The 23,498-nt window shown below is 66.5% G+C and carries 16 protein-coding genes; 13 read left to right on the forward strand and 3 right to left on the reverse strand.

Going from position 1 to position 23,498, the window contains the following annotated elements:
* Positions 1-103: 103 nt before the first annotated feature.
* The 6 genes from DESTE_RS13485 to fliW are packed head-to-tail and all read left to right on the forward strand — an operon-like array spanning position 104 to position 6,712.
* Positions 104-1,810 carry a peptidoglycan DD-metalloendopeptidase family protein gene (locus DESTE_RS13485; RefSeq protein ID WP_035068161.1) on the forward strand — a complete coding sequence of 569 codons (1,707 nt, stop codon included), beginning with the start codon at positions 104-106 and terminating at the stop codon, positions 1,808-1,810.
* A gap of 4 nt (positions 1,811-1,814) precedes the next feature.
* On the forward strand, positions 1,815-2,279 hold the full coding sequence (gene flgN, locus DESTE_RS13490) for a flagellar export chaperone FlgN (RefSeq protein WP_035068162.1): 465 nt from the start codon (positions 1,815-1,817) through the stop codon (positions 2,277-2,279).
* Positions 2,280-4,388: a flagellar hook-associated protein FlgK gene (gene flgK / locus DESTE_RS13495; RefSeq protein ID WP_035068163.1), complete on the forward strand. Its 2,109-nt coding sequence runs from the start codon at positions 2,280-2,282 to the stop codon at positions 4,386-4,388. It begins immediately after the preceding gene.
* Positions 4,389-4,406: 18 nt separating this feature from the next.
* Positions 4,407-5,930 (forward strand): flagellar hook-associated protein FlgL, encoded by a 1,524-nt coding sequence (gene flgL, locus DESTE_RS13500; RefSeq protein WP_035068164.1) that lies wholly within the window; start codon positions 4,407-4,409, stop codon positions 5,928-5,930.
* 12 nt (positions 5,931-5,942) lie between these two features.
* Positions 5,943-6,182 (forward strand): carbon storage regulator CsrA, encoded by a 240-nt coding sequence (gene csrA, locus DESTE_RS13505; RefSeq protein ID WP_007526389.1) that lies wholly within the window; start codon positions 5,943-5,945, stop codon positions 6,180-6,182.
* Positions 6,158-6,712 carry a flagellar assembly protein FliW gene (gene fliW / locus DESTE_RS13510; protein ID WP_084559464.1) on the forward strand — a complete coding sequence of 185 codons (555 nt, stop codon included), beginning with the start codon at positions 6,158-6,160 and terminating at the stop codon, positions 6,710-6,712. The genes csrA and fliW overlap by 25 nt, the downstream gene beginning before the upstream one ends.
* Before the next feature lie 149 nt (positions 6,713-6,861).
* Here the strand turns inward: fliW and nifA are convergent, their stop codons facing one another.
* Positions 6,862-8,589 carry a nif-specific transcriptional activator NifA gene (gene nifA, locus DESTE_RS13515; RefSeq protein WP_035068165.1) on the reverse strand — a complete coding sequence of 576 codons (1,728 nt, stop codon included), beginning with the start codon at positions 8,587-8,589 and terminating at the stop codon, positions 6,862-6,864.
* A gap of 267 nt (positions 8,590-8,856) precedes the next feature.
* Entirely contained in the window at positions 8,857-11,496 is a 2,640-nt protein-coding gene (locus tag DESTE_RS13520) for a mechanosensitive ion channel family protein (RefSeq protein WP_245590850.1), read from the reverse strand.
* A 382-nt stretch (positions 11,497-11,878) separates the two neighbouring features.
* Here DESTE_RS13520 and DESTE_RS13525 point away from each other — a divergent pair, with 382 nt between their 5' ends.
* From DESTE_RS13525 to DESTE_RS13550, 5 genes are all read left to right on the forward strand, one after another.
* Positions 11,879-13,024: a hypothetical protein gene (locus DESTE_RS13525; protein ID WP_051384470.1), complete on the forward strand. Its 1,146-nt coding sequence runs from the start codon at positions 11,879-11,881 to the stop codon at positions 13,022-13,024.
* 3 nt (positions 13,025-13,027) lie between these two features.
* Positions 13,028-14,335 carry a c-type cytochrome gene (locus tag DESTE_RS13530; RefSeq protein ID WP_035068166.1) on the forward strand — a complete coding sequence of 436 codons (1,308 nt, stop codon included), beginning with the start codon at positions 13,028-13,030 and terminating at the stop codon, positions 14,333-14,335.
* Between the two features lie 68 nt (positions 14,336-14,403).
* The gene (locus DESTE_RS13535) at positions 14,404-16,326 is read left to right on the forward strand and encodes a cytochrome c3 family protein (protein WP_035068167.1); all 1,923 of its coding nucleotides are present in this window, start codon (positions 14,404-14,406) and stop codon (positions 16,324-16,326) included.
* Between the two features lie 282 nt (positions 16,327-16,608).
* Positions 16,609-19,641 (forward strand): formate dehydrogenase-N subunit alpha, encoded by a 3,033-nt coding sequence (fdnG, locus tag DESTE_RS13545; protein WP_156925365.1) that lies wholly within the window; start codon positions 16,609-16,611, stop codon positions 19,639-19,641.
* 7 nt (positions 19,642-19,648) lie between these two features.
* Positions 19,649-20,383, forward strand: a complete 735-nt coding sequence (locus DESTE_RS13550) for a 4Fe-4S dicluster domain-containing protein (RefSeq protein ID WP_035068170.1) — start codon at positions 19,649-19,651, stop codon at positions 20,381-20,383.
* 144 nt (positions 20,384-20,527) lie between these two features.
* Here the strand turns inward: DESTE_RS13550 and DESTE_RS13555 are convergent, their stop codons facing one another.
* The gene (locus tag DESTE_RS13555) at positions 20,528-21,136 is read right to left on the reverse strand and encodes a TetR/AcrR family transcriptional regulator (RefSeq protein ID WP_035068171.1); all 609 of its coding nucleotides are present in this window, start codon (positions 21,134-21,136) and stop codon (positions 20,528-20,530) included.
* Positions 21,137-21,530: 394 nt separating this feature from the next.
* Here DESTE_RS13555 and DESTE_RS13560 point away from each other — a divergent pair, with 394 nt between their 5' ends.
* Both DESTE_RS13560 and DESTE_RS13565 read left to right on the forward strand, forming a co-directional pair.
* Positions 21,531-22,220, forward strand: a complete 690-nt coding sequence (locus tag DESTE_RS13560) for a TetR/AcrR family transcriptional regulator (RefSeq protein ID WP_051384471.1) — start codon at positions 21,531-21,533, stop codon at positions 22,218-22,220.
* A gap of 17 nt (positions 22,221-22,237) precedes the next feature.
* A complete protein-coding gene (locus tag DESTE_RS13565; protein ID WP_035068172.1) occupies positions 22,238-23,488 on the forward strand; it encodes an efflux RND transporter periplasmic adaptor subunit in 1,251 nt (416 codons plus the stop codon).
* Positions 23,489-23,498 lie beyond the last annotated feature (10 nt).

Here is a 23,498-nt window from a genome sequence, read left to right on the forward strand (position 1 = left end):
TCGGCAGAGACAAAAACTCCTCTTGTGCCGGGGCTCGCGCCGCCAACCGGATTACCCGGTTGCAGATGCGCGAGGTTCCAGCCCAGTCGGAAGGACAGTAGCCATGACCGCTCCCGTTGATCCGAAACTCGCCACTGCCGCCTCGGCCCAGCACGAGCTTACCCAGCGCAAGCTCGAGATGGATGCCCTGCGCAAGCGCCTGCGCAACGATCCGTCCAAGGAACAGAAGCTGCGCGAGGCGTGCGAGGGGTTCGAATCCATCTTCGTGCAGAAGATGTGGGAACAGATGCGCGCCACCCTGCCCAAGGAAGGCTACCTGCACAGCAAGGAGGAGGAATTCTGGCAGTCCATGTTCGATCAGGAGCTTGCCAAAAAGATGACCGCCGCCGGGGGCATCGGGCTGGCGGACATGATCTACGAACAGCTTTCCACCAAGTTGACCGACGCCAGCCGCACCACTGCGCCCAGTTCCGTGCGCGAACCGGTGCCGGTGAAGCCGGTGTCGCTGGTGCCGCGCATGATCACCCCCGCGTCCGAGGGCGCGAGCGGGGCCAACGGGATCAACGGGGTCGGCGGGAAGACCGGTGCCGCTTCGTCCATGTACGAGCCCGCCAGTCCGGAAGCGCCCGTGGCGGGCGACGCCCAGGTTCCGGGCACGGCCGGGACGGACGCGAAGACCGTATCGGCAAATCAGGCTGAACCGGCAAATCAGGCCCCATCGGCAAGTCAGGCCATCGTCCAGCAGCATCTGGCCGAACTGGAGCGTCAGGTTGCCGCCGCATCCTCGGCTGACGCAGCCAGCCCGGCGGCATCAGGCGTAGCGGCGGCAGCAGCGGGGATTGCTGTCCCGGGCACCGTTGCCGCCACTGGCGCAGCTGCCATCCAACCCGGCACGGCACCGGCTGCCGCAGCCGAGGCCGGGCAGGCCGCGGCCGTTACCAGGGCCCAGCGCCGTGCCGCACGGGACAAGGACGGCGCCATGCACGGTCTGCCCTCCGCGTCGGTGGCGGACGGGAATACACGCAAGGTGCGCAGCCCCATGCGCGACGCCCAGTTGGGCCCGCCCATCGTGCATCGTACCGGGGCCATGAAGCGGGTGTCCTCGCCCTCGGCCACGCGCACGCTTAATGTGCCTACGGGCGCGCCATCAGCCGCAGAATTGCAGGCCGCGCAGGCGGCACAGGCCGCCGTATCCGGCGACGGGGCCGTCGGCGCAGCCTCCCCGACAACTGGCGCAACGTCCCCGACAACTGGCGCCGCAACTCCGGGCGCCGCATCGTCAGCCCCCACGGCCACCCCGGCCAGCACTGCCACTCCGGTTGCCCCGACTTCCAAGGCCTCTCCAACGGGCGGCCCTGCGGTGGCCTCTGGCACTCCGGGTTCCATGACCTGGCCGCATGAGGGGCGCATCGCCTCCGGTTTCGGCTGGCGCAACGACCCCATCACCGGCGAACGGGCCTGGCATCCGGGCGTGGACATTGCCGTGACCGAGGGCGACCCGGTGCGCGCGGCGTGGGACGGCAAGGTGGTCTTTGCCGGAGAACGGGCCGACTACGGCAGGCTGGTGGTGCTGGAGCATCCCGGCGGCTGGCGCAGTTTTTACGGCCATAACGGCAGCCTGGACGTGCACGAGGGTGACGCTGTCCGCGCGGGCACGGAAATTGCCAAGGCAGGGGAGACGGGCCGCGTTGCCGGGCCGCATCTTCACTTCGAGGTGCGCCAGGGCGAACTGGCGGTGAACCCGGAATACGCGGCGCGCAGCCTCGCTTCCGGGGGTGTCGCGGCACAACGGACCCGCACCGGAGGATAACCAGATGTACGATCAGATACGCGGCAATCTTGTCCGGCAGACCAAAGGGCTGGAGGTGCTGGCCCTGCTGCTCGAGGAAGAGTTTGCCCACTTGCGCGGGCGCTCCCCCGACGCCGTGAGTGCCGTGGAATTTTCCATCCACGAACTGATGCGCCAACTGGCCTGCGAACGCGTGGACCTGAAGGCGGTCATGCAGCGCACCCGGCTTTCGGAATACGCGGACATGCTGCCGGAGGAGCAGGGCGAGGAAGTGCGCGCCCTCATCGCGCGCATCGACGCCCAGGAACAGCACTGCGCCCGGCAGGCCTCGCTGAACGCGGACCTTGCCCTGGCCCTGCTGGACCAGAGCCAGGAGTTGCTGGACTACCTGCATCGCCGCCTGGTTCCCCCCAAGCAGGAAACCTACGGACGCAAGGGCGGCATGACCACCACGCGTGCCGAGGCGGCGCTCATCCGCGGGAGGTTGTAAATGGCCGGGGTCACCTCGCTGCTCAACATGGGGCAGCTCTCGCTGCTGGCGAACCAGACCGCCATCCAGACCACGGGCAACAACATCGCCAACGTGAATACCGTCGGGTATTCGCGCCAGGCGGTGCGCTTCGAGGAGTATCCCGCCCTCGACGGCTTTCCGGGTCAGATCGGCACTGGTGCGTACGCGGCGGAGGTGTACCGCTATTTCAACGGCTTCGTGGAAAAGTCGTACCTGGACAAGTCCTCGCAGCAGGCCCGCTGGGATGCGCAGTACGCAATGCTGCAAAGCGTGGAAAGCCTGTTCAATGAATCGACCACCCCCGGCATCAACGCCGCCATGTCGCAGTTCTTTGCCGACTGGCAGGCCCTTTCGCAACGGCCCGACGACAAGGCCAGCCGCGACGCGCTGCTTTCGCATTCCGACAACCTGGTCAAGCTGCTCCAGAATTCCGAGTCCAACCTGCGCGTCATGCAGCAGCAGATGGACCAGTACCTGAAGCAGGAAGTTGACGAGGCCAACAGCCTGATCAAGCAGATTGCGGAACTGAACCGGCAGATCGAAATGCACGACGAGCCGGGCAAGAACAACGCCAACACCCTCATCGACAACCGCAACCTGCTGGTGCGCGAACTGTCGCAGAAGCTCGACGTCGACGTGATCGACAACGGCAGCGGCAAGTTCACGGTGGTCACCAAGGCCGGGCACACCCTGGTGGACGGGGTGAACGCCTTCTCGCTGGACTACCAGGGGCCGCAGTCGCAGCAGTCGCTGACGCCCGGTTCGAATTTCGACGGCGAGATCCATTTCGACGGTTCGGACGAGTACGAATATACCCTCGACGTGGTGCAGTCCGGCGCGGTGACCAGCGGCGCGGGCGCGGCCATGTTCCGCGTCTCGCTGGACGGCGGCAAGACCTGGCTGAAGGACGAGAGCGGCAACGACAGACTGTTCGCCGCCCGTCCTGAGGACCAGAAGGTCAAGGTGCAGGGGCTGGACATCTATTTCAGCGGGGCCACCCAGGACCTCACGGCGGGCGACCGCTTTACCGTCACGCCCAAGAGCGGCGTGTACTGGGTGACGCCCACCACCTCGCCCCTGAACATTTCGCCCCAGACCATGGCCGACGGCACCGACAACCCCCGGCGCATCACCGGCGGGACCATCGGCGGGTTCATGATCTTTCGCGATACCCAGGTGGGCCGCTACGTGGACCGCGTGAACGCCCTGTCGGAATCGTTGATCTGGGAAGTGAACCGCCTGCACAGCCAGGGGGCGGGGCTCGACCACATGTCGGTCATGAGCGGCACCTACGGCGTGTCCGACCCGTCCATCGCCCTGGGGTCCGACAGCTCCGGCCTTGCCTGGCTGGACAGGCTGGAGGCGGGCAACTTCAGCATGTACGTGTATGACGCCAACAGCGGCGCGTATCTTTCCAACGCCTCAGGCCCGCTGGATTTCGACAGTGCCACCCCGGGCATCCAGAACTTCGACCCCAACGTGCATTCACTGAACGACGTGCGTGACGCGCTGAACAACACCTTCGGCACCTACGTCACCGCGGACATCGTGGACAACAAGCTCGTCGTGCGCAGCAACGACGGCTACAAGTTCGGCGTGGGGTCCGACTCCGCCGGCCTTTTGGCGGGCCTTGGACTGAACACCTATTTCCAGGGGTCGGATGCCTCCACCATTGCCGTGCGGCCCGACGTGCGCAGCGACACCAATTTCATCAATGCCGGCAAGGTCAACGGCGGCAACGAGGCCAACGAGGGCGACAACGACACCGCCACGGCCATCGCCGGGCTGGCCACCAAGGAAGTGACCATCGCCACCACCTTCGAGCGGGCCAGTTCGCAGACCCTGTCGGAATACTACAGCGCCATCGTGGCCACCGTGGGCGCGGATACCGCCTCCACCAAGTTCAACGCGGCCTACACCGCGACCCTGGCCAAGGATCTGGACGAACGCCAGAGCGCATCGGCCGGGGTGAACCTGGACGAGGAAATGGCCAGTCTCGTCAAGTTCCAGCACGCCTACAAGGCGGCGGCCAAGCTGGTGACCACGGCGGACCAGATGATGCAGACGCTGCTGGGCCTCAAGCAGTAGCGACGGAAGGAGTCTCCCATGGCAGGACGCGTTTCGCAGCGGACCATGTTCGACAACTACATCTCGAACATGAACTATGCGCTGTCCAACCTCATGGAATCGAATATGCAGGCGGCCAGCCAGAAGCAGGTCAACCGCCCGTCGGACGATCCCGTGGGCATGGCCCGCATCCTGAACTACCGTGCCTCGCTGGCCACCAACGAGCAGTACCAGAAGAACGTGGGGCAGGCCGAAAGCTGGCTGAGCCTTGCGGATACGACGCTGACCCAGGTCAGCACGGTGCTGACCCGCATCAAGGCCCTGGCGGAACAGGCCGCCACCGGCACGGTAAGCCCGGAGAACCGCAAGGAAATCAGCTACGAAATGCGAGAGCTGTACGGACAGCTCATCAACCTTGCCAACACCGAGAACGAAGGCCGCCACATTTTCGCGGGGCACAAGATCGAGGACTCCGCCTACGTGGCCGGGCTGGCCGTCACCGCCAACGACCCGGCACTGTCCAACACCTCGTTCACGGTGGACGGCGGGGCCAGCAACACCATCGTGTTCCAGTTTCTGGAAAGCGGCACCATCGGCACCGATGCGCTGGACTACCGCTACTCCGAAGATGGCGGTTCCACCTGGAAGACCGGCACCCTGGCCTCCAACGCCGCGCCGGTGATGCTGGGCGGCGCACGCCTGACCATGTCGCCCGGGGCCACCGTGACCGCCGTGGATACCGGCAACGAGCACGAGACGGACAACGGCACGTGGCTGTACATTCGACCGACAGCCATCTACAAGGGCGACGACATGAACTCTTCCGGCCTCACGGCCGAGAGATACGGCGCCGCCGACATCGCGGCCACGGCCGATGGTTCGTTCTCGCGCGACGTCATGGTGCGCATCGACCAGTCGGGCACGCTTTCCGGCTCCATCAGCTATTCGTACAGCATGGATGGCGGCTCGAGTTGGGTGCCCGCCACCGCTTCCGGCACGGGCGGCCCCGTGTCGCTGCTGGTGCCCGGCGGCTTCCTGACGCTGGCCTCCAACGGGGGCAACGCGCTGACGGCGGGCGACCAGTTCGTCATCCGGCCGCACCGCGCCTCGCTGGAATACGAAATTTCGCCCGGCGAATACATGTCGGTGAACAACGTGGGCAAGGACATCTTCGGCGGCCTGTACCAGGCGCCGGGGCAGGCCAGCCCCACGGCGGTGTACGACGGGGACGGGCGCAACATGTTCGAGGTGGTGGGCAGGCTGATTGCCTTCACCGAAACCAACAGCCAGACCGGCATCCAGCAGGCGCTGGACGAGTTGGGCACAGCCTCCAAGGTCATTCTGACGGCGGCGGCGCGTGTGGGCGGCAAGGAAAACCGGCTCGACGTGGTGCAGGGCATCCTGGAGTCGCAGGAAGACGACCAGACCATGCGCATGAGCAGCATAGAGGACGTGGACGTGGCCAAGCTGATGACGCAGCTCGCGCAGCAGCAACTGACCTACAACAGCGTGCTCAAGTCGTCCTCCATGATCATGCAGATGAATCTCACGAACTTCCTGTAAGGGCCGGGCCACATGCTCATACTTACACGCCGGCCGGGCGAAAGCCTGTACCTTGGCGACAACATTCGCATCACCATCCTTGGCATGCAGGGAAAGCAGGTCAAGATCGGGCTCGACGTACCCGGCGACATGGTCGTGTACCGAGAGGAAGTCTACCGGCGCGTCATGGAGGAAAACCGCATGGCGCTCGAAACCAGCAACGCTGACCTGCTCGCGGCGACACAGATATGGCACGACAGAACGAAAGAGTGATCCAGACACGGCTTGGCCGCCAGAGTGTGGCGCTGGACAAGGTGCTGTATTTCCCCCGGGGCCTCATGGGCTTCGAGGACAAGCACGAGTTCACGCTGCTGCAACTGCGCGAGGGTGCGCCCTTCCTGATCCTGCAGAGCATGGACGACCCGCGTCTGGGCCTGCTGGTGGGCGACCCGTACAGCTTCATCGAGGACTACCCCATCCGCATCGGCGATGCGGAGCAGAAGCTCTTGCGGCTGCGCACCATTCGGCAGGTGGCCGTGCTGGTTACCGTGTCCATTCCGCCGGGGCGGCCCGAAAAGACGGCGCTGAACCTTACCGGCCCCATCCTGATCAACCACGAGGCCCGGCTGGGCCTGCAAGTGCCCCAGACCGACGGGCGTTTTCCCTCGCAGTACTACCTGCACGAGCAGGGCAAGGGCCCGGCGGAAAGCGCGCAGGGCGGGGATGCCGCGGGCGCCGGACCGATGGAAGGCGCGGCGGGAGAGGCTTCGGAACCCGAAGGGGGGCCGGACGGCGTGGCGTAGGCCCGGTTGCTTCGGACAGCCGGACGGAAATCATGCATGCGAAAGGGCGGCTCCTGATCAGGGGCCGCCCTTTCGCATGGTGTGAGCAGAACCGGTGGCACGACAGGCTCCCGAAATTCCCGCGTGGCCGGTGGAGGATGGCTGGTGCGTCAGTCGCCCCGGCGGGCGCGTTCCCCGGCCACCAGGCCGGAAAGTCCCATCTTGCGGATGCGGTAGCCCATCTGGCGCGGGGTGATGCCCAGCGCGGCGGCGGCGCGGTGCTGTACCCAGCCGTTGCGGCGCAGGGCGGCGATGATCTCGTTGCGTTCGATGTCGCGCAGGGTGGTGGGGTGGGCATCGCCGAAGATGTCCGGACCGCCGTGGAAGTCCGGACCGCCGTGCCCTGAGTCCGCAGGGCCGTGACCCATGGCGGAATTGCCCGCCATGTTCCCCGCCATGCCTCCGGAAAGAGGGGCGTGCGGGGCCTGATGTGCCTGATGTGCCTGATGTGTCTGATGCGCCGGGTGCGCGGGGTAGGGCCAGTCGGGCTGGGCGTTTTCCGTGGCGGAATGCTCCAGCAGCGGCTCCAGAAAATGCCGGTCGATCTGCCCCGATTCGGACAGGATGGCCAGGCGTTCGATGAGGTTTTCCATCTCGCGCACGTTGCCGGGCCATTCGTGGCGGCGCAGCAGGGCCAGGGCATCCGGGGCCAGGGTGATCACCCGGCGGTAGTCGCGGGCGGCCTTGGCCAGAAAGTGGTTGAGCAGGCGCTCCACGTCATCGGGCCGTTCGCGCAGGGCGGGTACCCGGATGGGGAACACGCACAGCCGGTAGTACAGGTCCTGGCGAAAACGCCCCTGTTCGGAGAGCAGGGCGAGGTCGCGGTTGGTGGCGGCCACGATGCGCACGTCCACGCGGTGGGTCTGGTTGCTGCCCAGACGCTCGAACTCGCGGTCCTGGATGACCCGCAGCAGCTTGGCCTGGATGCCGGGCGGCAGTTCGCCGATTTCGTCCAGAAAGATGGTGCCCCGGTGGGCTTCCTCGAAGCGGCCCGCCCGCACGGCGGCGGCGCCGGTGAACGCGCCCTTCTCGTGGCCGAACAGTTCCGCCTCCAGCAGCGTTTCCGGAATGGAGGCACAGTTCACCTTCACGAAAGGGTGGACCATGCGGTCGGAAAGATTGTGCAGCAGCCGCGCGATGAGCGTCTTGCCCACGCCGGATTCGCCCAGCAGCAGCACCGTGGCCTTGGTGGGGGCCACCCGCTCTATCTGGCGCTGTACGTCCAGCATGGCCGCGCTGCGGCCCACGATGTAGTCGCCCCGTTCGTCCAGCACGCGGGTGCGCAGCTTGACGTTTTCGCGCCGCAGGGTGTCCACCCGCTCGTTGAGCTGCTCGTTCAGGCTCAGGAACTGGGCCACCAGGGTGGCGACGATGCCCAGGAATTCCACGTCTTCCGAGGTGGACACGTCGTCGCTGAACAGGCGGTCCACGTTCAGCACGCCAATGGGGGCGCCCTGCTTCAGGATGGGCACGCCAAGGAAGGATATCTTGCCCTTTTCCACCTTGCGCGCGCCGGTGCGGTCGAGAAACAGGGGGTCGGTGCGCACATCGCGCACGATGTAGGGGCGGGCGGTCTGGAAGATGGTGCCGGTCACCCCTTCATCCAGCCGGTACACGCCCCGCCCGCGTTCGGCGGGGGTGAGCCCGTGCGAGGCGGCGATGACCAACTGTCCCGTCTCGCGGTCGGGCAGGGTGATGGTGGCGCGCTTCATGGAAAGGGTTTCCGAAAGCACGCGCAGGACCTCTTCGAGGGCCTGTTCCAGGTCCAGGGCCCGGTCGAAGACCTGGCTGATGGCGTAGAGGGCCTTGAGTTTCAGGCTTTGCAACGTGCACGGCATGCCGGATGCGTTGCAAGGATGGTTCCGCCGTGGCTGGACAACCAGGGACGGGAAATCAGAAAGCGATTTCAGATGGTTGTGTGGGCGGATGGCGGAATGCCAAAGACGGGAGCGATGCTTGTTTTGACAATTAACGAAAAAAACGAGCGCAAGAAATGCCATTTTTGAAAAAATGGCATTTCTTGCGCTTTGTTACGTCCAGATACGGCGTTGCTGGCCGGTGGCCCAACCGCCGCAGGCGCGGCATGCGTGCAATCGCCGCAGGCGTCAGGCCCCGGAGCGGGAAGCGCCGTCCTCATCATCTGGCGTGACGTTTCCAGCCCTGGCGCGGGGGGCGACGGGGTTTTCCGCCGCGCCCGCATCCGCCGGTTGCGCGGGAGCCGAGGGGGCAGCGGATATCGGGGGCACCGCTGGCGCGGGCAGCCCCTCCATGCCGCGCACGTGCACGTCCAACTGCGGGAAGGATATCTCGATGGCGTTCTCGCGGAACAGGCGGTCGATGGTCCTGCGCAGGTCGGATGCGGCGGACACGCCGTGGTTCAGGTCGTCCACCCAAACCCGCAGCACGAAGTCGAGGCTGCTGGGGCCGAAGTCCTGGAACAGCACGTTGGGGGCGGGATCGCGCATCACCCGCGGGTGTTCGTCCGCCGCCTGCATCAGCAGTTCGGTCACCTTGTCGATGTCCGAGCCGTAGGCCACCCCCACGGCGATGTCGCGGCGCATGCGCATGCTGTTGCGGGTCCAGTTGGTGAGCCGGTTGGACACGAGCTCCGAGTTGGGCACGAAGATCACGGCGTTGTCGAAGGTTTCGACGGTGGTCGAACGGATGCTGATCTTGCGCACCGTGCCCCACGTCTCGCCGATCTGGATGATGTCGCCCTCCAGCAGCGAGCGCCCGAAAATGAGGATCAGCCCGCTGAAGAAGTTGTTGAAGATGGTCTGCAACCCGAAGCCCAGCCCCACGCTGAGGCCACCGGCGATGACCGTGAGGCTGGTCAGGCTGACGCCCAGGGCGTTCAGCACCACCAGGCCGAACAACGCCCACAGGGCATAGGTCAGCCCGGTCTGCAACGGAGGGATCACGCCGCGCTCCACGCGGGGCAGGCGCGCGGGCAGGTTGTCGAGGAAGGACGTGCCCACGGCGATGGCCGAGCGGGTAAGGTAGAACAGCAGCACCAGGCCCAGCACCCGCAGCGAGTTGAACGACACCGAGCCCACGTTGACGTTCAGTTCCAGCGCCTGGCGCATCATGTACGGCCCGCCGGGGAAGGCGGACATCCACGGCAGCAGGGTGGCTGCGGCAATCACCCACATGGCGGGTGCGCCAAGGCCCAGCACCAGGCCGCGCAGCAGGGCGCGCATGCCCTTTTCCGGCAGGCGTTCCGCCAGCAGGGTCACAAGGGCCACCAGCACCGCGCCCAGTTGCAGGGCCACGGCCACGGCCAGCGCCACCAGAAAGAACGGGATGGCCAGCCGCGCCCAGCCGAGCACGGCGGCCAGCAGCGAGACAATGCACAGCGCGGGTTCGCAGGCCAGCAGCACCCGTTCCAGCAGGGGCAGCACGCGGGGCCTGCCGCGCCGTGCGCGCACGGCCAGCACCGCCACCATGCACAGCGCCCATACCGGGGCCAGCAGCACGGCGGGCGGATTCAGGAACAGCAGCAGCACGCCGATGGCCGCCGGGGCGAACAGCAGCAACAGGGGCGAACGTTGCGGCACACCGGCAAGACCGGAAGAGCGCAGGCTCCAGACCAGGGTCAGTTCGCCCAGCAGCAACATGAGGTGCGCGGGCACCACCACGGCCCGGTACACCTCGCCGCCGCGCGCCCACGAGGCGAAGTGCAGGGCGATGCCCACGGCGATCCACGGCCAGCTGCGGGCGGCCACGTTGCGGCAGCTTTCGGCCCAGCCGCCGGGCAACCGGCAGCCACGCCGCAGGGCCAGCCTGCCCAGCAGGAGCAGGGGCACGACCAGGAAGGCAAAGCGCAGCAGCAGCGCGCCCCAGTCGCGGGGGGTCTGCGGAAATTCCGTGGCCAGGCGCACCTCGGTCGTGTCCGACCAGGCGGCCAGGTTGCCGGGCAGCGATTGCCACACCGAAAGGTCCATCAGCGAACTGGAGGCCACCAGATAATAGACGCGCCACAGCGCGGGCAGTTGTGCGTCGATCTGCTCCAGCGCCTGGGTCAGCTTGGCGTCAACAGCGTGGCCGGGGTCCAGGGCGCGGGCCAGGCGGGTGCGCAGGGTCGTCAGGTTCTTGCGGCCCTCGGTGAGCTTGGCGAGATACGCGGACAGATCCTTGGAAAGTTCGCTGGACCGTTCCGTGGCCAGGTGCTCGGACAATTCCTTGTCCAGCGCGTTGAAGTCGTCCAGGCGCTGGCGCACGGCGGCGTCGGTGGTTTCCATGGGGGCCAGCCGGCCTTGCAGGGTGCGCTGCACGCTTGCCAGTTGCCGACGGATGGCGGCCATTTCGCTGGGGTGGTTGCGGCTCAGCTGGTACAGGGCGAACAGTCGCTGATAGTCACGCTGCACGGCGGACACCTGGATGTCCAGCGCCCTGGCCATGTCGGGCAGCGCCTTGCGCAGCCGGTCGGTTTCTTCCACCAGGGCGGTCAGTTCCTGCGCGCGCGTCTGCCAGATGAGGTCCATGGACTGCAAGCCGTCCGGTGCATCCTGCTGCGTGTCGCCCGGCAGGGCGGCGTCGGCGGAGGGGCTCTGCGCGGCCAGTGCGGTGCCTGCGGCGGTCAGGCCGGGGCCGAGGGGGGCAAGGCCGACCAGCAGGGCCATGACCAGCAGGGCCGTGACCGGCAGGGCGAACAGCAGGACGCGCGGCAGGTGCGGGCGGCGGTGGCTGGTGAACGCGCGGGATGGCGGGGTGTTGGCCGGGTGATGTAGGGCGACATGAAGCATGGGGGTCTGCATCCTGTGGAGTTGCTGTTCGCGGTGCCCGGTAAGGGGCCGACGGGTGCCCGGCGGGGCCGGACAGAAACCGTGCATGAGCCGGACGTGAACCGGACTTCACCCTATACGCCGCCCCGGCTTGTTGTTCAACGTGGCCGGATGCGCTGGCGGCGCTTTCCGCCCGCGGTTCTGATTATTCTACGGAACCACTTGCCCGGTTAGGGAAATTGGGCGAGAATGCAGGTATTCACGTCAACCATAGCCCCCATCGGGCACGCGTTGCGAGCAATGCGTGCCCGGCATGAGCGCAAGGACCGTTCCGGCCCCGCTCGCCCGGCACGACCGGAAGAACCGCACAAGCCATGGTTGGCGAATCCAGGAGGAAACCGGCATGACCCCGGCTTTGCCGCCCGCCGCGCTGGTGCCCGTGCCCGACCCCATACCGGGGCCGTGGGGATGGTTCCAGGCGCTTCTGCTGCTCACCTTCGTGGTGCACCTGCTGTTCATGAACGTGGTGCTGGGCACGGCGGTGATCACCCTGTTCCGCTCGCTGCGCACGCCATTTGCCCCCAATGACCAGATCAACGTGGACATCCGCGAAACGGCGGCCTGGGTGCCGCGCGCCATGGCCCTGGCCGTGAACTTCGGGGTGCCGCCGCTGCTGTTTCTGCAGGTGCTGTACGGGCAGTTCATCTACCCCAGTTCCATCCTGATGGCCACGTGGTGGCTGGGGATCGTGGGCTTCGTGATGATGGCCTACTACGGCTTCTACCTGTATGGCCTGGGGCATGCCGTGCTTGGCCCGCGCCGCACCCTGGTGGCGGGCATCAGCGTGGCGCTGCTGCTGGTCAACGCCTTCGTGCTCACCAACAACGCCACCCTGATGCTGGACCCGGCCCGCTGGACCGGCTACGCCGCCTCGCCGGGCGGCACCCTGCTGAACTGGGGCGAACCTTCGCTGGTGCCGCGTTACCTGCACATGGTGGTGGGCGCGGTGGCCGTGGGCGGACTGTTCATTGCCGGGCGCGCGCGACTGCTGCAAAAGGCGGGCGGTCCCGTGGCATCCGGCCCGCAGGGGCCGCAGGACTGGAACCTGCGCATCACCGAAGGCCTCAAATGGTTCACCCACGCCACCTACGCCCAGTTCGTGCTGGGCGCGTGGTTTCTGCTCAGCCTGCCCGGCCATCTGACGAAACTTTTCATGGGCGGGCACGGGCTGGCCACCGGCGCCTTCGCGCTGGGGCTGGCGGGCACCGTGCTGGCCCTGGTCGCCGCCCGGCAACGCCGGGTGTGGCTGGCCGCCGGGGCCACGACGGGCGTCATATTCCTGATGGCGTCCATGCGCGCCGTGCTGCGCGACGCCTGGCTGGCCCCGCACCTGAATGCCTCCATGGCCCAGGCGGCGGCCACTCCCGTGCTACCGCCAATGGTCGGACAGGACGGCGCGGCGGCGCTGTTCGTGGTGTCGCTGGTGGCCGGCGTCGCCGCCGTGTGGTGGCTGGTGGTCATCGCCCGCCGCAGCGGGAAGGAGGCGTAGGCCATGCAGTACCCGGTCTGGCAACTGCCGGTGAACGGCGGCCTGCTCATCGCGCTTATTTCCGTCATTCATGTATTCGTGGCCCAGTTCGCCGTGGGGGGCGGATTCTTTCTGGTCATGGCCGAGCGCAAGGGCCACGCGGAAGGCAGCAACGAGATATTGCAGTGGGTGAAGCGGCACAGCCGGTTCTTCGTGCTGCTGACCATGGTTTTCGGCGGCGTGACCGGGGTGGGCATCTGGCTGATCATCTCGCTGGTCAGCCCGGCGGCCACATCACAGCTGGTGCACCTGTTCCTGTACGGCTGGGCCACGGAGTGGGTGTTCTTTCTGGGCGAGATCATGGCCCTGCTGGTGTACTACTACACCTTCCAGCGTTGCATCTCGGGCCGCATGAGCAAAAAGGATCACATGGCGGCGGGCTGGCTGTACGCGCTGTTCGCCTTCCTGTCGCTGTTCATGATCAACGGCATCATCGGGTTCATGCTCACCCCCGGCGAATGGCTGCGCACCGGCAATTTCTGGGACGGGTTCTTCAACCCCACCTTCTGGCCCGCGCTGGTGTTCCGCTTTGCCCTGTGCCTGCTGCTGGCGGGCCTGTTCGCCATGATCACCGCCCTGCGCATACCCGGCCCGGCAACGCGCGAGGCCATGGTGCGCTGGTCGGCCAAATGGGTGTGCCTGCCGTTCATCGGGCTGCTCTTGGGCGCGGCATGGTATTTCACCGCACTTCCCCCTGACCAGCAGGCCATGATCCTGCGCCGCACCGACGACATCCGGCCCTTCGCCCTGGCCTGGCCAGTGGTCACGCCGCTGCTGTTCCTGGGCGGGCTGGCCTTTTTCGTGAAGGCCAGCGGCCAGGCGCGGGCCGTGCTGGCGGGTGTGGTGCTGTTGCTGGGCCTTGCCCAGGTGGGCACCTTCGAGTGGATGCGCGAGACGGGGCGGCGGCCATGGGTCATCCACGGCTACATGTATTCCAACGGCATCCGCGCGGCGGACGTGGAGCGCATGCAGCGCGACGGCGCGCTGTCGCTCACCGCCTGGGCGGGCACGCGCCAGGTGACCGACGACAACCGCCTGGACGTGGGGCGGTTCCTGTGGGCGCAGCAGTGTTCCAGCTGCCACGGCATGGGCAACCCCATGCTGGACATGGCGCCGCGCGCGGCCAAGCGCGGCGTGGCCGGGATGGAGGCGCAACTGGCCGGGCAGGGCAAGCTGCTGCCCTACATGCCGCCCTTCTGCGGCACCCCGGCGGAGCGCCACGCGCTGGCCGTGTACATCGCCCATGAGGTGGAGCGGCGGACGGGGCGGTAACCCCGCCTGACACATCCGACGAACGCCTTTGTGATTTTTCGGCAGCAACGACGCAGGGAGATGCGACGATGAACAAGACCGACACCCGCATGACCGAGAACCTGTTCCGCGTGTGGCTGATCGTGGTGGCCGTGTTCGCGGTGGGCTTTCTGGGCGCGCAACTGTTCGCGCCGTCCATGCGGCCCGCCGCCAAACCGGCGGTGACGGGCCAGACCGCTTCCGGCCAGACCGCCACGGCTCCTCAGGCAGGGGCTGGGGCAGGGGCTGGCACCGGTTACGGGCAACTGGTTACCGACGTGCCCCCGTTCGACCCCGGCAAGGACGCGTATGTGCTGGTGGCGTGGAGCAGACAGGGCATGCAGCACGTCACCGACGCGGAGCCCGCGTGGACCCTGCTGCCTCCCGGATCAACCCTGCGGGCGCAACTGGTGCATCGCGGCCCTGGACCGCAGGCGGTGACCGAGGGCGCGACCCTGACCTGGCGGCTGGACGGCGAGGCCAAACCTTCGGTCGCGCGGCCCGCCGCCGTGGCCGATTCGTCGCTCACCCCCGCCGGGCAGGCCGCCACCACGCCTGCCGCGAAGCCTGCCGATGCCGCCACGCAGGCGAAAATCCCGCAACTTTCCGGTGAATTTAAGCTGGTGGAAGGCACCACCCTGTACGAGGCCACGGGCATTCCCGTGCTGCCGTATACTGGTGCCGGTGGAAAGGACGGGTTCAACCCGTACCCCACGGTAACCGTGGAGGCGCGCGACGCCATCGGCGCGTTGCTGGCCGTCACCCGCTGCGTGCTGCCGGTGTCCACCGAGATGGGCTGCCGCAACTGTCACGGCGGTGAATGGAAGGTGGGCGGCGTGGCGGGCATTTCCCCGGCCACCGCCGCCGACGTGCTGGAAGTGCACGACCGCATCAACGGCACGGATCTGGCCAGACGGGCCAGGTCCGGCACCACCGTGGTCTGCCGCAGTTGCCATGAACCGCCGGACAAGGCCGACGCAGCCAAAGCGGGCGCAACGCCTTCCGGCAAGCCCATGCCCCCTGCCATGTCCGCCGCCATCCACGGCTGGCATGCCGCCTACATGGCCGGGCGCGGCGCGGATGCCTGCAATTCCTGCCATCCTTCCGCGCCCGACGGGGCCACCCGTTTCTGGCGCGACTACCACGTGACCAAGGGTCTGGACTGCACCCGTTGCCACGGGGCCATGGAAGACCATGCCCTGTCCCTGCTGCGCAAGGAGCAGGAGGCGGGCAACCCCGCCGCCGAACGGCTGATGGCGGCCATCACCCCCGTGGCTGTCAAGGACGCGAAAGACATCGCCCCGCGCACCCCGTGGGTGAACCTGCCCGATTGTGCTGGCTGCCACGACTTTGCGGAAAAGCCCAAGTCGGCCACCGCCAGCGCCTTCAACAAGTGGACCGCCGACGCCGCCGGGCTGTACGCGGAACGCACCGACGACACCACCATGCTGCGCTGCCCGGCCTGTCACGGCGCGCCGCACGCGGTGTACCCGGCGCGCAACCCGCTGGGGCGCGACCGCGACAACATCCCCCCCATGCAGTATCAGCAGTATGCCCGCGCCATGGGCGCTTCCGGCAACTGCTCCGTCTGCCACGGCGAGACGCCGGAATTCTCGGTGCACCACCCGCTGGTGGAGCGCAAGGCGGTCACCGTCACCGTGCCGCAGGGGGCAAAGCTGGGCAAGCCGCGCGTGCCCTTCCCGCACGAGGCGCATACCCCCACCGTGGATTGCGGGACCTGCCACCACAAGGGCTACGTGGACGGCGGCCCCATGAAGTGCGCCAGCAAGGACTGCCATGACGTGGTGGTGGACGCCGAAACCGGCACCCCCAAGGACCGGGAGAACCCGCGCTACTTCCGCAACGCCTTCCACGGCGACGGGCCCAGCTGCAACGCCTGCCACGCCAGGCTGCTGGCGGCGGGCAAGGCGGCGGGGCCGGTGGAGTGCCGGGACTGCCACAAGCTGAAATGATGCGTGCAGGCAGGCCGTAACGGCTTGCCTGCAATTCCATTGATGCCACCGGGGCGCGCGGAACACACCGCGCGCCCCGTCTGTTTCCGGGGGCTTGCGTGCCATTCTGTCAGGATAGACATATATAGCTGATAACGTGAAGAAAAAGGCCTTCCCATATCCTCGCGGTGTGGTATGCAGGAGATGTCGGGCGTCAGCTTTTGCGAGGCGGCATGCCGTTTCCCGCCTGCGCCCGGCGCGCACCTTTTGCGCGCAACCCGCATCCTTTTCAGGAGGCACGCCATGAAAATGAACCGACGCAGCTTCATCAAGCTCGCTGCATCGGGCGCCGTGGTCACCGCATTCGGCGGGCTGGGCATCAGTCTTGCCCCGGTTGCGGTACACGCCGAAGGGCTGGCCATCGACAAGGCCACCCTGACCACTTCCGTCTGCTGCTATTGTGCCGTGGGCTGTGGTCTGCTGGTCTGGACCGACCCCGCCACCGGGCGCACCATCAACATCGAAGGCAATCCGGACCACCCCACCAACGAAGGCACCCTGTGTCCCAAGGGGTCGTCCATCTGGCAGACCACGGAGCAGAGCCAGCGCATCACCAAGGTGCTGTACCGCGCCCCCGGCAGCGACAAGTGGGAGGAAAAGTCGTGGGACTGGGCGTTGCCGCGCATCGCCCGCAAGATCAAGGACACCCGCGACGCCTCGTTCGAGGCCGTCAATGACAAGGGCCAGCCGGTCAACCGCACCCGCGCCATCGCCTCCGTCGGGTCCGCCGCCATCGACAACGAGGAGGGCTGGCTGCTGCAGGCCATGCACCGCTCCCTCGGCCTGGTGTATCTGGAGAGCCACGCCCGCATCTGACACAGTTCCACTGTGGGGGCTCTGGCAGAGTCCTACGGACGCGGCGCGATGACGAATCACTGGATCGACCTCAAGAACAGCGACGTGTTGCTGATCATGGGCAGCAACGCGGCGGAAAACCATCCCATCTCGTTCAAGTGGGTAACCCGCGCCCAGCAGCGCGGGGCAACGCTGATCCACGTGGACCCGCGCTTCACGCGCACCTCGGCCAAGGCAGACCTGTACGCGCCCATCCGTTCGGGCACGGACCTGGTGTTCTTTGGCGGGCTGATCAGGCACATTCTCGACAACGAGCTGTATTTCAAGCAGTACGTGGTGGACTACACCAACGCCGCGTACCTTGTGGGGCCGGACTACGAGTTCAAGGACGGCCTGTTCTCCGGCTTCAACCCGCAGACGGCCAGTTACGACCGCAAGAAGTGGGCCTTCGTCACCGACGACAAGGGCGTCAGCCTGAAGGATCCCACCCTGAAGGACCCGCGCTGCGTGTTGCAGGTCATGCGTCGTCACTATGCCCGCTACGACCTGAAGACCGTGGTGAACGTCACCGGCATGCCGGAAGACAAGGTGCTGGCGGTGTGGAATGCCTTTGCGTCCACCGGCAAGCCCGACAAGGCGGGCACCATCCTGTACGCCATGGGTCAGTGCCAGCACACCGTGGGCGTGCAGAACATCCGCGCCCTGTCCATGATCCAGATGCTGCTCGGCAACATCGGCATCGCGGGCGGCGGGGTGAATGCGCTGCGCGGCGAATCCAACGTGCAGGGCACCACCGACATCGCCCTCTTGTGCGACAACCTGCCCGGCTACCTGCCCATTCCCCGCGCCATCTGGGCCGATTACGACGCCTACGTGAAGGCGGGCACCCCGGTCACGGCCGATCCGCAAAGCGCCAACTGGTGGTCCAACCTGGACAAGTACGCGGCATCCCTGCTGAAGGCCATGTACCCCACGGCGGACCACAAGGAAGCGTACACCTGGCTGCCCAAGATCGACGACACCAAGGTGGTGGAATACTCCTGGCTGTCGCTGTTCGAGCGCATGTACAACGGCGGCTTCAAGGGCGCGTTCGTGTGGGGGCAAAACCCCTGCGCGGGCGGGGCCAACGCGGGCAAGAACCGCAAGGGTCTGACCAACCTGGACTGGATGGTGGTGGTCAACCTGTTCGAGAACGAGACCTCGCTGTTCTGGAAGGGCCCGGGCGTCAACCCCAAGGACGTGAAGACCGAGGTGTTCTTTCTGCCCGCGTGCATGAGCGTGGAAAAGGACGGCTCCGTGGCCAACTCCGGCCGCTGGCTGCAGTGGCGTGAAAAGAGCGCGAAGTTCATGGGCGATTCCATGAGCGACGGCGACATCGTCATCCGGCTGTTCGAGGAAGTGCGCAAGCTGTACAAGGCAGAGGGCGGCAAGCACCCGCAACCCATCCTGAACCTGGATACCGCGTACCTGAAGGATGGCGTGTACGACGCCAGCGCGCTGGCCAAACGGCTCAACGGCACCTTCATGAAGGACGTGACCGTCGCGGGCAAGGAGTGGAAGGCAGGCCAACAGGTGCCCGGCTTTGCCGCGTTGCAGGCCGACGGCTCCACCGCGTGCGGCTGCTGGTTGTTCTCCGGCAGCTACACCGAACAGGGCAACATGATGGCCCGGCACGACCGCACCCAGACCCCGGAACAGGCGGCCATCGGCCTGTTCCCCAACTGGTCGTATTCCTGGCCCGCCAACCGGCGCATCCTGTACAACCGCGCCGGGGTGGACCAGACGGGCAAGCCCTTCGACCCCAAGCGCGCGGTCATCGCCTGGACCGGCGAAAAGTGGGTGGGCGACGTGCCCGACGGCGGGTGGAAACCCGGCGAGAAGCTGCCGTTCATCATGATCCGCGAAGGGCGCGGCCAACTGTTCGGTCCGGGGCGCGTGGACGGTCCCCTGCCGGAACATTACGAACCCTTCGAAAGCCCGCTGGCGGGCAACCCCCTGTCGCCGCAACGGGTCAACCCCACGGCCCTGCACTTCGCGCACGAGGAAAAGGCCGTGCGCGACCCGCGCTTCCCCTATGTGTGCACCACCTATCGGGTGACCGAGCAGTGGCAGTCCGGCACCATGACCCGCAAGACCGCATGGCTGAAGGAAATGCAGCCCGACGGTTTCTGCGAGATGAGCCGTGAACTGGCGGCAGAACTGGGCGTGAAGAACGGCGAGCAGGTGGTGCTGGAATCGGTGCGCGGCAAGGTGCAGGTGGTGGCCATCGTCACCCCGCGCCTGAAGCCGTTCACCGTCATGGGCGAAACGGTGCATCAGGTGGGCATTCCCTGGCAGTTCGGCTGGGGCCAGAAGAAGAACGCCACGTTCGACTCGGCCAACCTGCTGTCGCCTTCGGTGGGTGATCCCAATACCGGGATACCTGAAACGAAGGTATTCATGGTCAACGTGCGCAAGGCACAGCCCGGAAAGCAAGGGTAGGTGAGTCATGAGCGAGAACAAGGGCAAGACCTTCTTCATCGACCAGACCCGCTGCACCGCTTGCCGTGGCTGTCAGGCCGCGTGCAAGCAGTGGAAGAAGCTGGCCGCCGACGAAACGGTGAACACCGGCAGCTACCAGAACCCGCCGGACCTCAACGGGCACACCTTCAAGCTGGTGCGCTTCAACGAGGTGGAAGTGGACGGAAAGCTGAAGTGGGTGTTCTTTCCCGAACAGTGCCGCCACTGCCTGGAACCCCCGTGCAAGATGATGGCCGATGCCTTCATCCCCGATGCCATCATCCAGGACGAGGCAACCGGCGCGGTGATCTACACGGAAAAGACGAAGGATCTGGACTACCAGACCATCCGCGAGGCTTGCCCCTACGACATCCCCCGCAAGGAGGAGTCCACGGGCCTGCTCACCAAGTGCAACATGTGCATCGACAGGGTGCGCGCGGGCATGCTGCCCGCCTGCGTGAAGACCTGCCCCACGTTCACCATGCACTTCGGCGACCGCGACGAGATGCTGGCCATTGCCCGCGCGCGGCTGGCCGAGGTGCAGAAGACATCCCCGGCGGCCCTGCTGGCCGATTCCGACCTGGTCCGGGTGCTGTACCTGTGCGAAGTGCACCCCAGCCACTACCACCATCACATGGTGGCCGACGCGGGGAGCGGACCGGACCGTATCGGTCCGTTCAGCCGCCGGACGCTGCTGGCCATGCGGCCCTTGCGCATGGGGTAGGGGCATGGCCTAAACGCGGTGGCTTTCGCTGCTTTCGGCAAATACAGGCAAAACATACGGGCCGCCCGCGCGATGCGGGCGGCCCGTTGCATTTCGCCATGCCGGAATGCCGCGCCAGCGGCGTTTGCGCTGTGCGGGCAATCGCTACGCCGCGTAAGCGGCAAGAAAGACGGTGACGGCAGCCTCCACGGCGTTTCGGGCCTCTGCGTCACTCACCTCGGTCTTCACGCAGAGCATCACCGGCATCTGCACGGTGGACTGACACAGGGCCAGAAAATGCTCGGCGGCCACCTCGGCATCGGGGATGCGCAGCACGCCCAGCGCGTCCGCGCGGGTGAGGTACGCCGCCAGCAGTCGCCTGCCGCGCAGAAGGCATGTTTCATAAAAGATGCGTCCGATCTCCGGAAAGCGCGGTGCCTCGTGGTACAGCAGGCGCAACACGGCCTGCGGCTCCTGGTCGGTGATCAGGTTGATGTACCGTGTGCCCAGCAGGCGCAGCACTTCGCCCAGATCGTCGGCGTGGGGGGGCAGGTCGAACACGGCGGCGCCGCGCACGCGCACCCGGTCTTCCATGTAGGCTTCGAACAGGGCTTCCTTGCTGCCGAAATAGGCGTACAAGGTGCCCTTTGAGCCGCCAAGGGCACTTGCAATGCGCGACATGGACGTGCCCTGGTAGCCGTGTTCGAGAAACAGCGGTCCGGCGATTTCGAGAATTTCGGACCTGCGGTCCCGGGGGGGGCGGCCTAGCGCCATATGCGTCTCCTGAGTCGATGAAGTTATCACAACATAACCCGACATGGGGGGAGTTGACAGTCACGTTTCCAAACCGTACTGTACGGTCATTAAAATATAGGGAACGAGGCGAGAAACGCAAGCACGAATCCTTCGCAAGCAGTTTCCGCAAGGCATCACCGCGGAACAAAAGGATTTGGCTTCGGGACATGCGTGTGTCGCCCGCTCGACGGAATCCATAAAGGCCGCCGGTTGCGGGTGCCCGATTCAGGGCATGCGGGCAACTGGCGGCATGCGGTCCCGGCCCAGACCGGGGCCGGTTTCGATCACACTCCGAAGCGGGGTGTGATGATTTTTTGGATGGATACTCTCGGTACGACAATCCCGCGTGGTAGCCTCGTAAGGTGGTAAAAGCATGTGCGATGTGCAGGATACCGAAACCCGCACCCGATTGCTGCGCGCGGCCAGGGTGGTCTTTGCGTCCGACGGACTGAAGCGCGCCACCATCCGCAAGATCAGCACGCTGGCGAGGGCCAACATCGCGGCGGTGAACTACCACTTCGGCAGCAAGGAAAACCTGTACGTGGCCGTGCTGCGGGACCACCTGGAGCAGAAGCTGCGGCGCAATCCGCGCGATGCGGGCGTGAGCAGCCTCACTTCTCCGCGCGGGCGACTGCGGGCCTATGTGCGCAGCATGCTGGCCCAGTTCGCCAGCGACGGCGATGCGGTGTCGGTGCGCCTTGGCAAACTGCTGTCGCAGGAATTCGTGCAGTCCTCGTCGCGGTGCCTGCAAACGGTCATTGAAGGCTGCTGCGGTCCCGCGCACGCCATGTTGCTGGACATCGTACGACAGCTTCTGCCCGGCGGCGACAGGCAGACGGTGTCGCGTTGCGCCGGGAGCATCGTGGGGCAATGCGTGCTGCACGCCCACGCCGGAGAAGTCATCCGTCTCATTTCACCCGACATGGTGCTGAAGCCCAGCAACGTCGAAGCCATGGCGGACTTCATCGTCGAGTTCTCTCTGGGCGGCATGGAACGTCTTGCCCTTGCTCTGCCCGGTCACGCCCCCTCCCCCATGCGGGAGCAACATCCAGAAGTTTCATGAAAGGTTCAGGAAAATCCATGCGCAACACAATGAGACACGCACTCGTCGTTCTTTTTGCCGTGCTTGCGGCGGCGCTTGCCGGTTGCGGCCAGGACCGGCCCGCCGCCGGTCCCGCCCCGGAGCCGGAAGTCACGGTGATCACCGTCACCCCCCGACCGGTGACGCTTTCCACCGTCCTGCCGGGTCGCACTGCGGCCCTGCTGGTTTCCGAGGTCCGCCCGCAGGTCGGCGGCATCATCCAGAAGCGGCTGTTTCGTGAAGGGGCGGACGTGAAGGAAGGCGAGGTGCTTTACCAGATCGACCCCGCCACCTATCAGGCTGCCCACGACAGCGCCAAGGCCGCGCTGGCCAAGGCCGAAGCCGCCGTTGAACCCGCCCGGCTCAAGGCCGAACGGTACGCGGACCTGGTGCAGACCGACGGCGTGAGCCGTCAGGACAACGACGACGCCCAGGCCGCGTACAAGCAGTACCTGGCCGAAGTGGCGTCGGCCAGGGCCGCGTTGGAAACGGCGCGCATCAACCTTGGCTACACCCGGGTTGTCGCGCCCATTTCCGGGCGCATCGGGCGCTCTTCCGTGACTCCCGGTGCGCTGGTCACCGCCAATCAGGCCGATGCGTTGGCCACGGTGCAGAAGACCGACCCTGTGTACGTGGACGTCACCCAGTCTACCGGCGAGTTGCTGCGTCTGCGCCGCGCCCTTGCCGATGGGCGGTTGCGCAAGGCCGGGACCGACGGCGCCAGGGTGAAGTTGCTGTTCGAGGACGGCAGCGCCTATCCGCTGGAGGGCGCGTTGCAGTTCTCGGACATTACCGTAGACCCGAACACCAGCGTGGTGACCCTGCGCGCCCTGTTCCCCAACCCGAAGCGTGATCTTTTGCCCGGACTGTACGTGCGCGCGGTGCTGGAAGAAGGCCGTGATGAAAGCGCCATCCTCGTGCCGCAGGCCGCCGTGGCCCGCGATTCCAAGGGCAACCCCATGGTGCTGCTGGTCACCGTCGAAAACATGGTGGAGCGCCGCGCCATCACCGTGGACCGCGTGGTTGGCAGCGATTGGCTGGTCAGCGGCGGCCTTGCCGCAGGTGACCGGGTGATAGTGGAGGGCCTGCAAAAGGTGCGGCCCGGCGGCAAGGTGCGGGCCATCGAGTCTGCCGAGTCTGCCGCGTCCGCCACATCTGCCGCGTCCGCCACGTCTGGGCAGACACCCGCGACAGGACAGGCCCCCGCCCAGGCCGCAGGTACGGCGGCCACCCCGGCCGCGCGCCAGTAGGCGCGGGGAG

The organism is Nitratidesulfovibrio termitidis HI1 (genome assembly GCF_000504305.1).
Lineage (GTDB): Bacteria > Desulfobacterota > Desulfovibrionia > Desulfovibrionales > Desulfovibrionaceae > Cupidesulfovibrio > Cupidesulfovibrio termitidis.

Excerpts from the sequence above, each read along its gene's own strand:
- DESTE_RS13485 (WP_035068161.1), top strand. The coding sequence starts at position 104 with ATGACCGCTCCCGTTGATCCGAAACTCGCCACTGCCGCCTCGGCCCAG.
- flgN (WP_035068162.1), top strand. The coding sequence starts at position 1,815 with ATGTACGATCAGATACGCGGCAATCTTGTCCGGCAGACCAAAGGGCTG.
- flgK (WP_035068163.1), top strand. The coding sequence starts at position 2,280 with ATGGCCGGGGTCACCTCGCTGCTCAACATGGGGCAGCTCTCGCTGCTG.
- flgL (WP_035068164.1), top strand. The coding sequence starts at position 4,407 with ATGGCAGGACGCGTTTCGCAGCGGACCATGTTCGACAACTACATCTCG.
- csrA (WP_007526389.1), top strand. The coding sequence starts at position 5,943 with ATGCTCATACTTACACGCCGGCCGGGCGAAAGCCTGTACCTTGGCGAC.
- fliW (WP_084559464.1), top strand. The coding sequence starts at position 6,158 with ATGGCACGACAGAACGAAAGAGTGATCCAGACACGGCTTGGCCGCCAG.
- nifA (WP_035068165.1), bottom strand. The coding sequence starts at position 8,589 with ATGCCGTGCACGTTGCAAAGCCTGAAACTCAAGGCCCTCTACGCCATC.
- DESTE_RS13520 (WP_245590850.1), bottom strand. The coding sequence starts at position 11,496 with ATGCTTCATGTCGCCCTACATCACCCGGCCAACACCCCGCCATCCCGC.
- DESTE_RS13525 (WP_051384470.1), top strand. The coding sequence starts at position 11,879 with ATGACCCCGGCTTTGCCGCCCGCCGCGCTGGTGCCCGTGCCCGACCCC.
- DESTE_RS13530 (WP_035068166.1), top strand. The coding sequence starts at position 13,028 with ATGCAGTACCCGGTCTGGCAACTGCCGGTGAACGGCGGCCTGCTCATC.
- DESTE_RS13535 (WP_035068167.1), top strand. The coding sequence starts at position 14,404 with ATGAACAAGACCGACACCCGCATGACCGAGAACCTGTTCCGCGTGTGG.
- DESTE_RS13550 (WP_035068170.1), top strand. The coding sequence starts at position 19,649 with ATGAGCGAGAACAAGGGCAAGACCTTCTTCATCGACCAGACCCGCTGC.
- DESTE_RS13555 (WP_035068171.1), bottom strand. The coding sequence starts at position 21,136 with ATGGCGCTAGGCCGCCCCCCCCGGGACCGCAGGTCCGAAATTCTCGAA.
- DESTE_RS13560 (WP_051384471.1), top strand. The coding sequence starts at position 21,531 with ATGTGCGATGTGCAGGATACCGAAACCCGCACCCGATTGCTGCGCGCG.
- DESTE_RS13565 (WP_035068172.1), top strand. The coding sequence starts at position 22,238 with ATGCGCAACACAATGAGACACGCACTCGTCGTTCTTTTTGCCGTGCTT.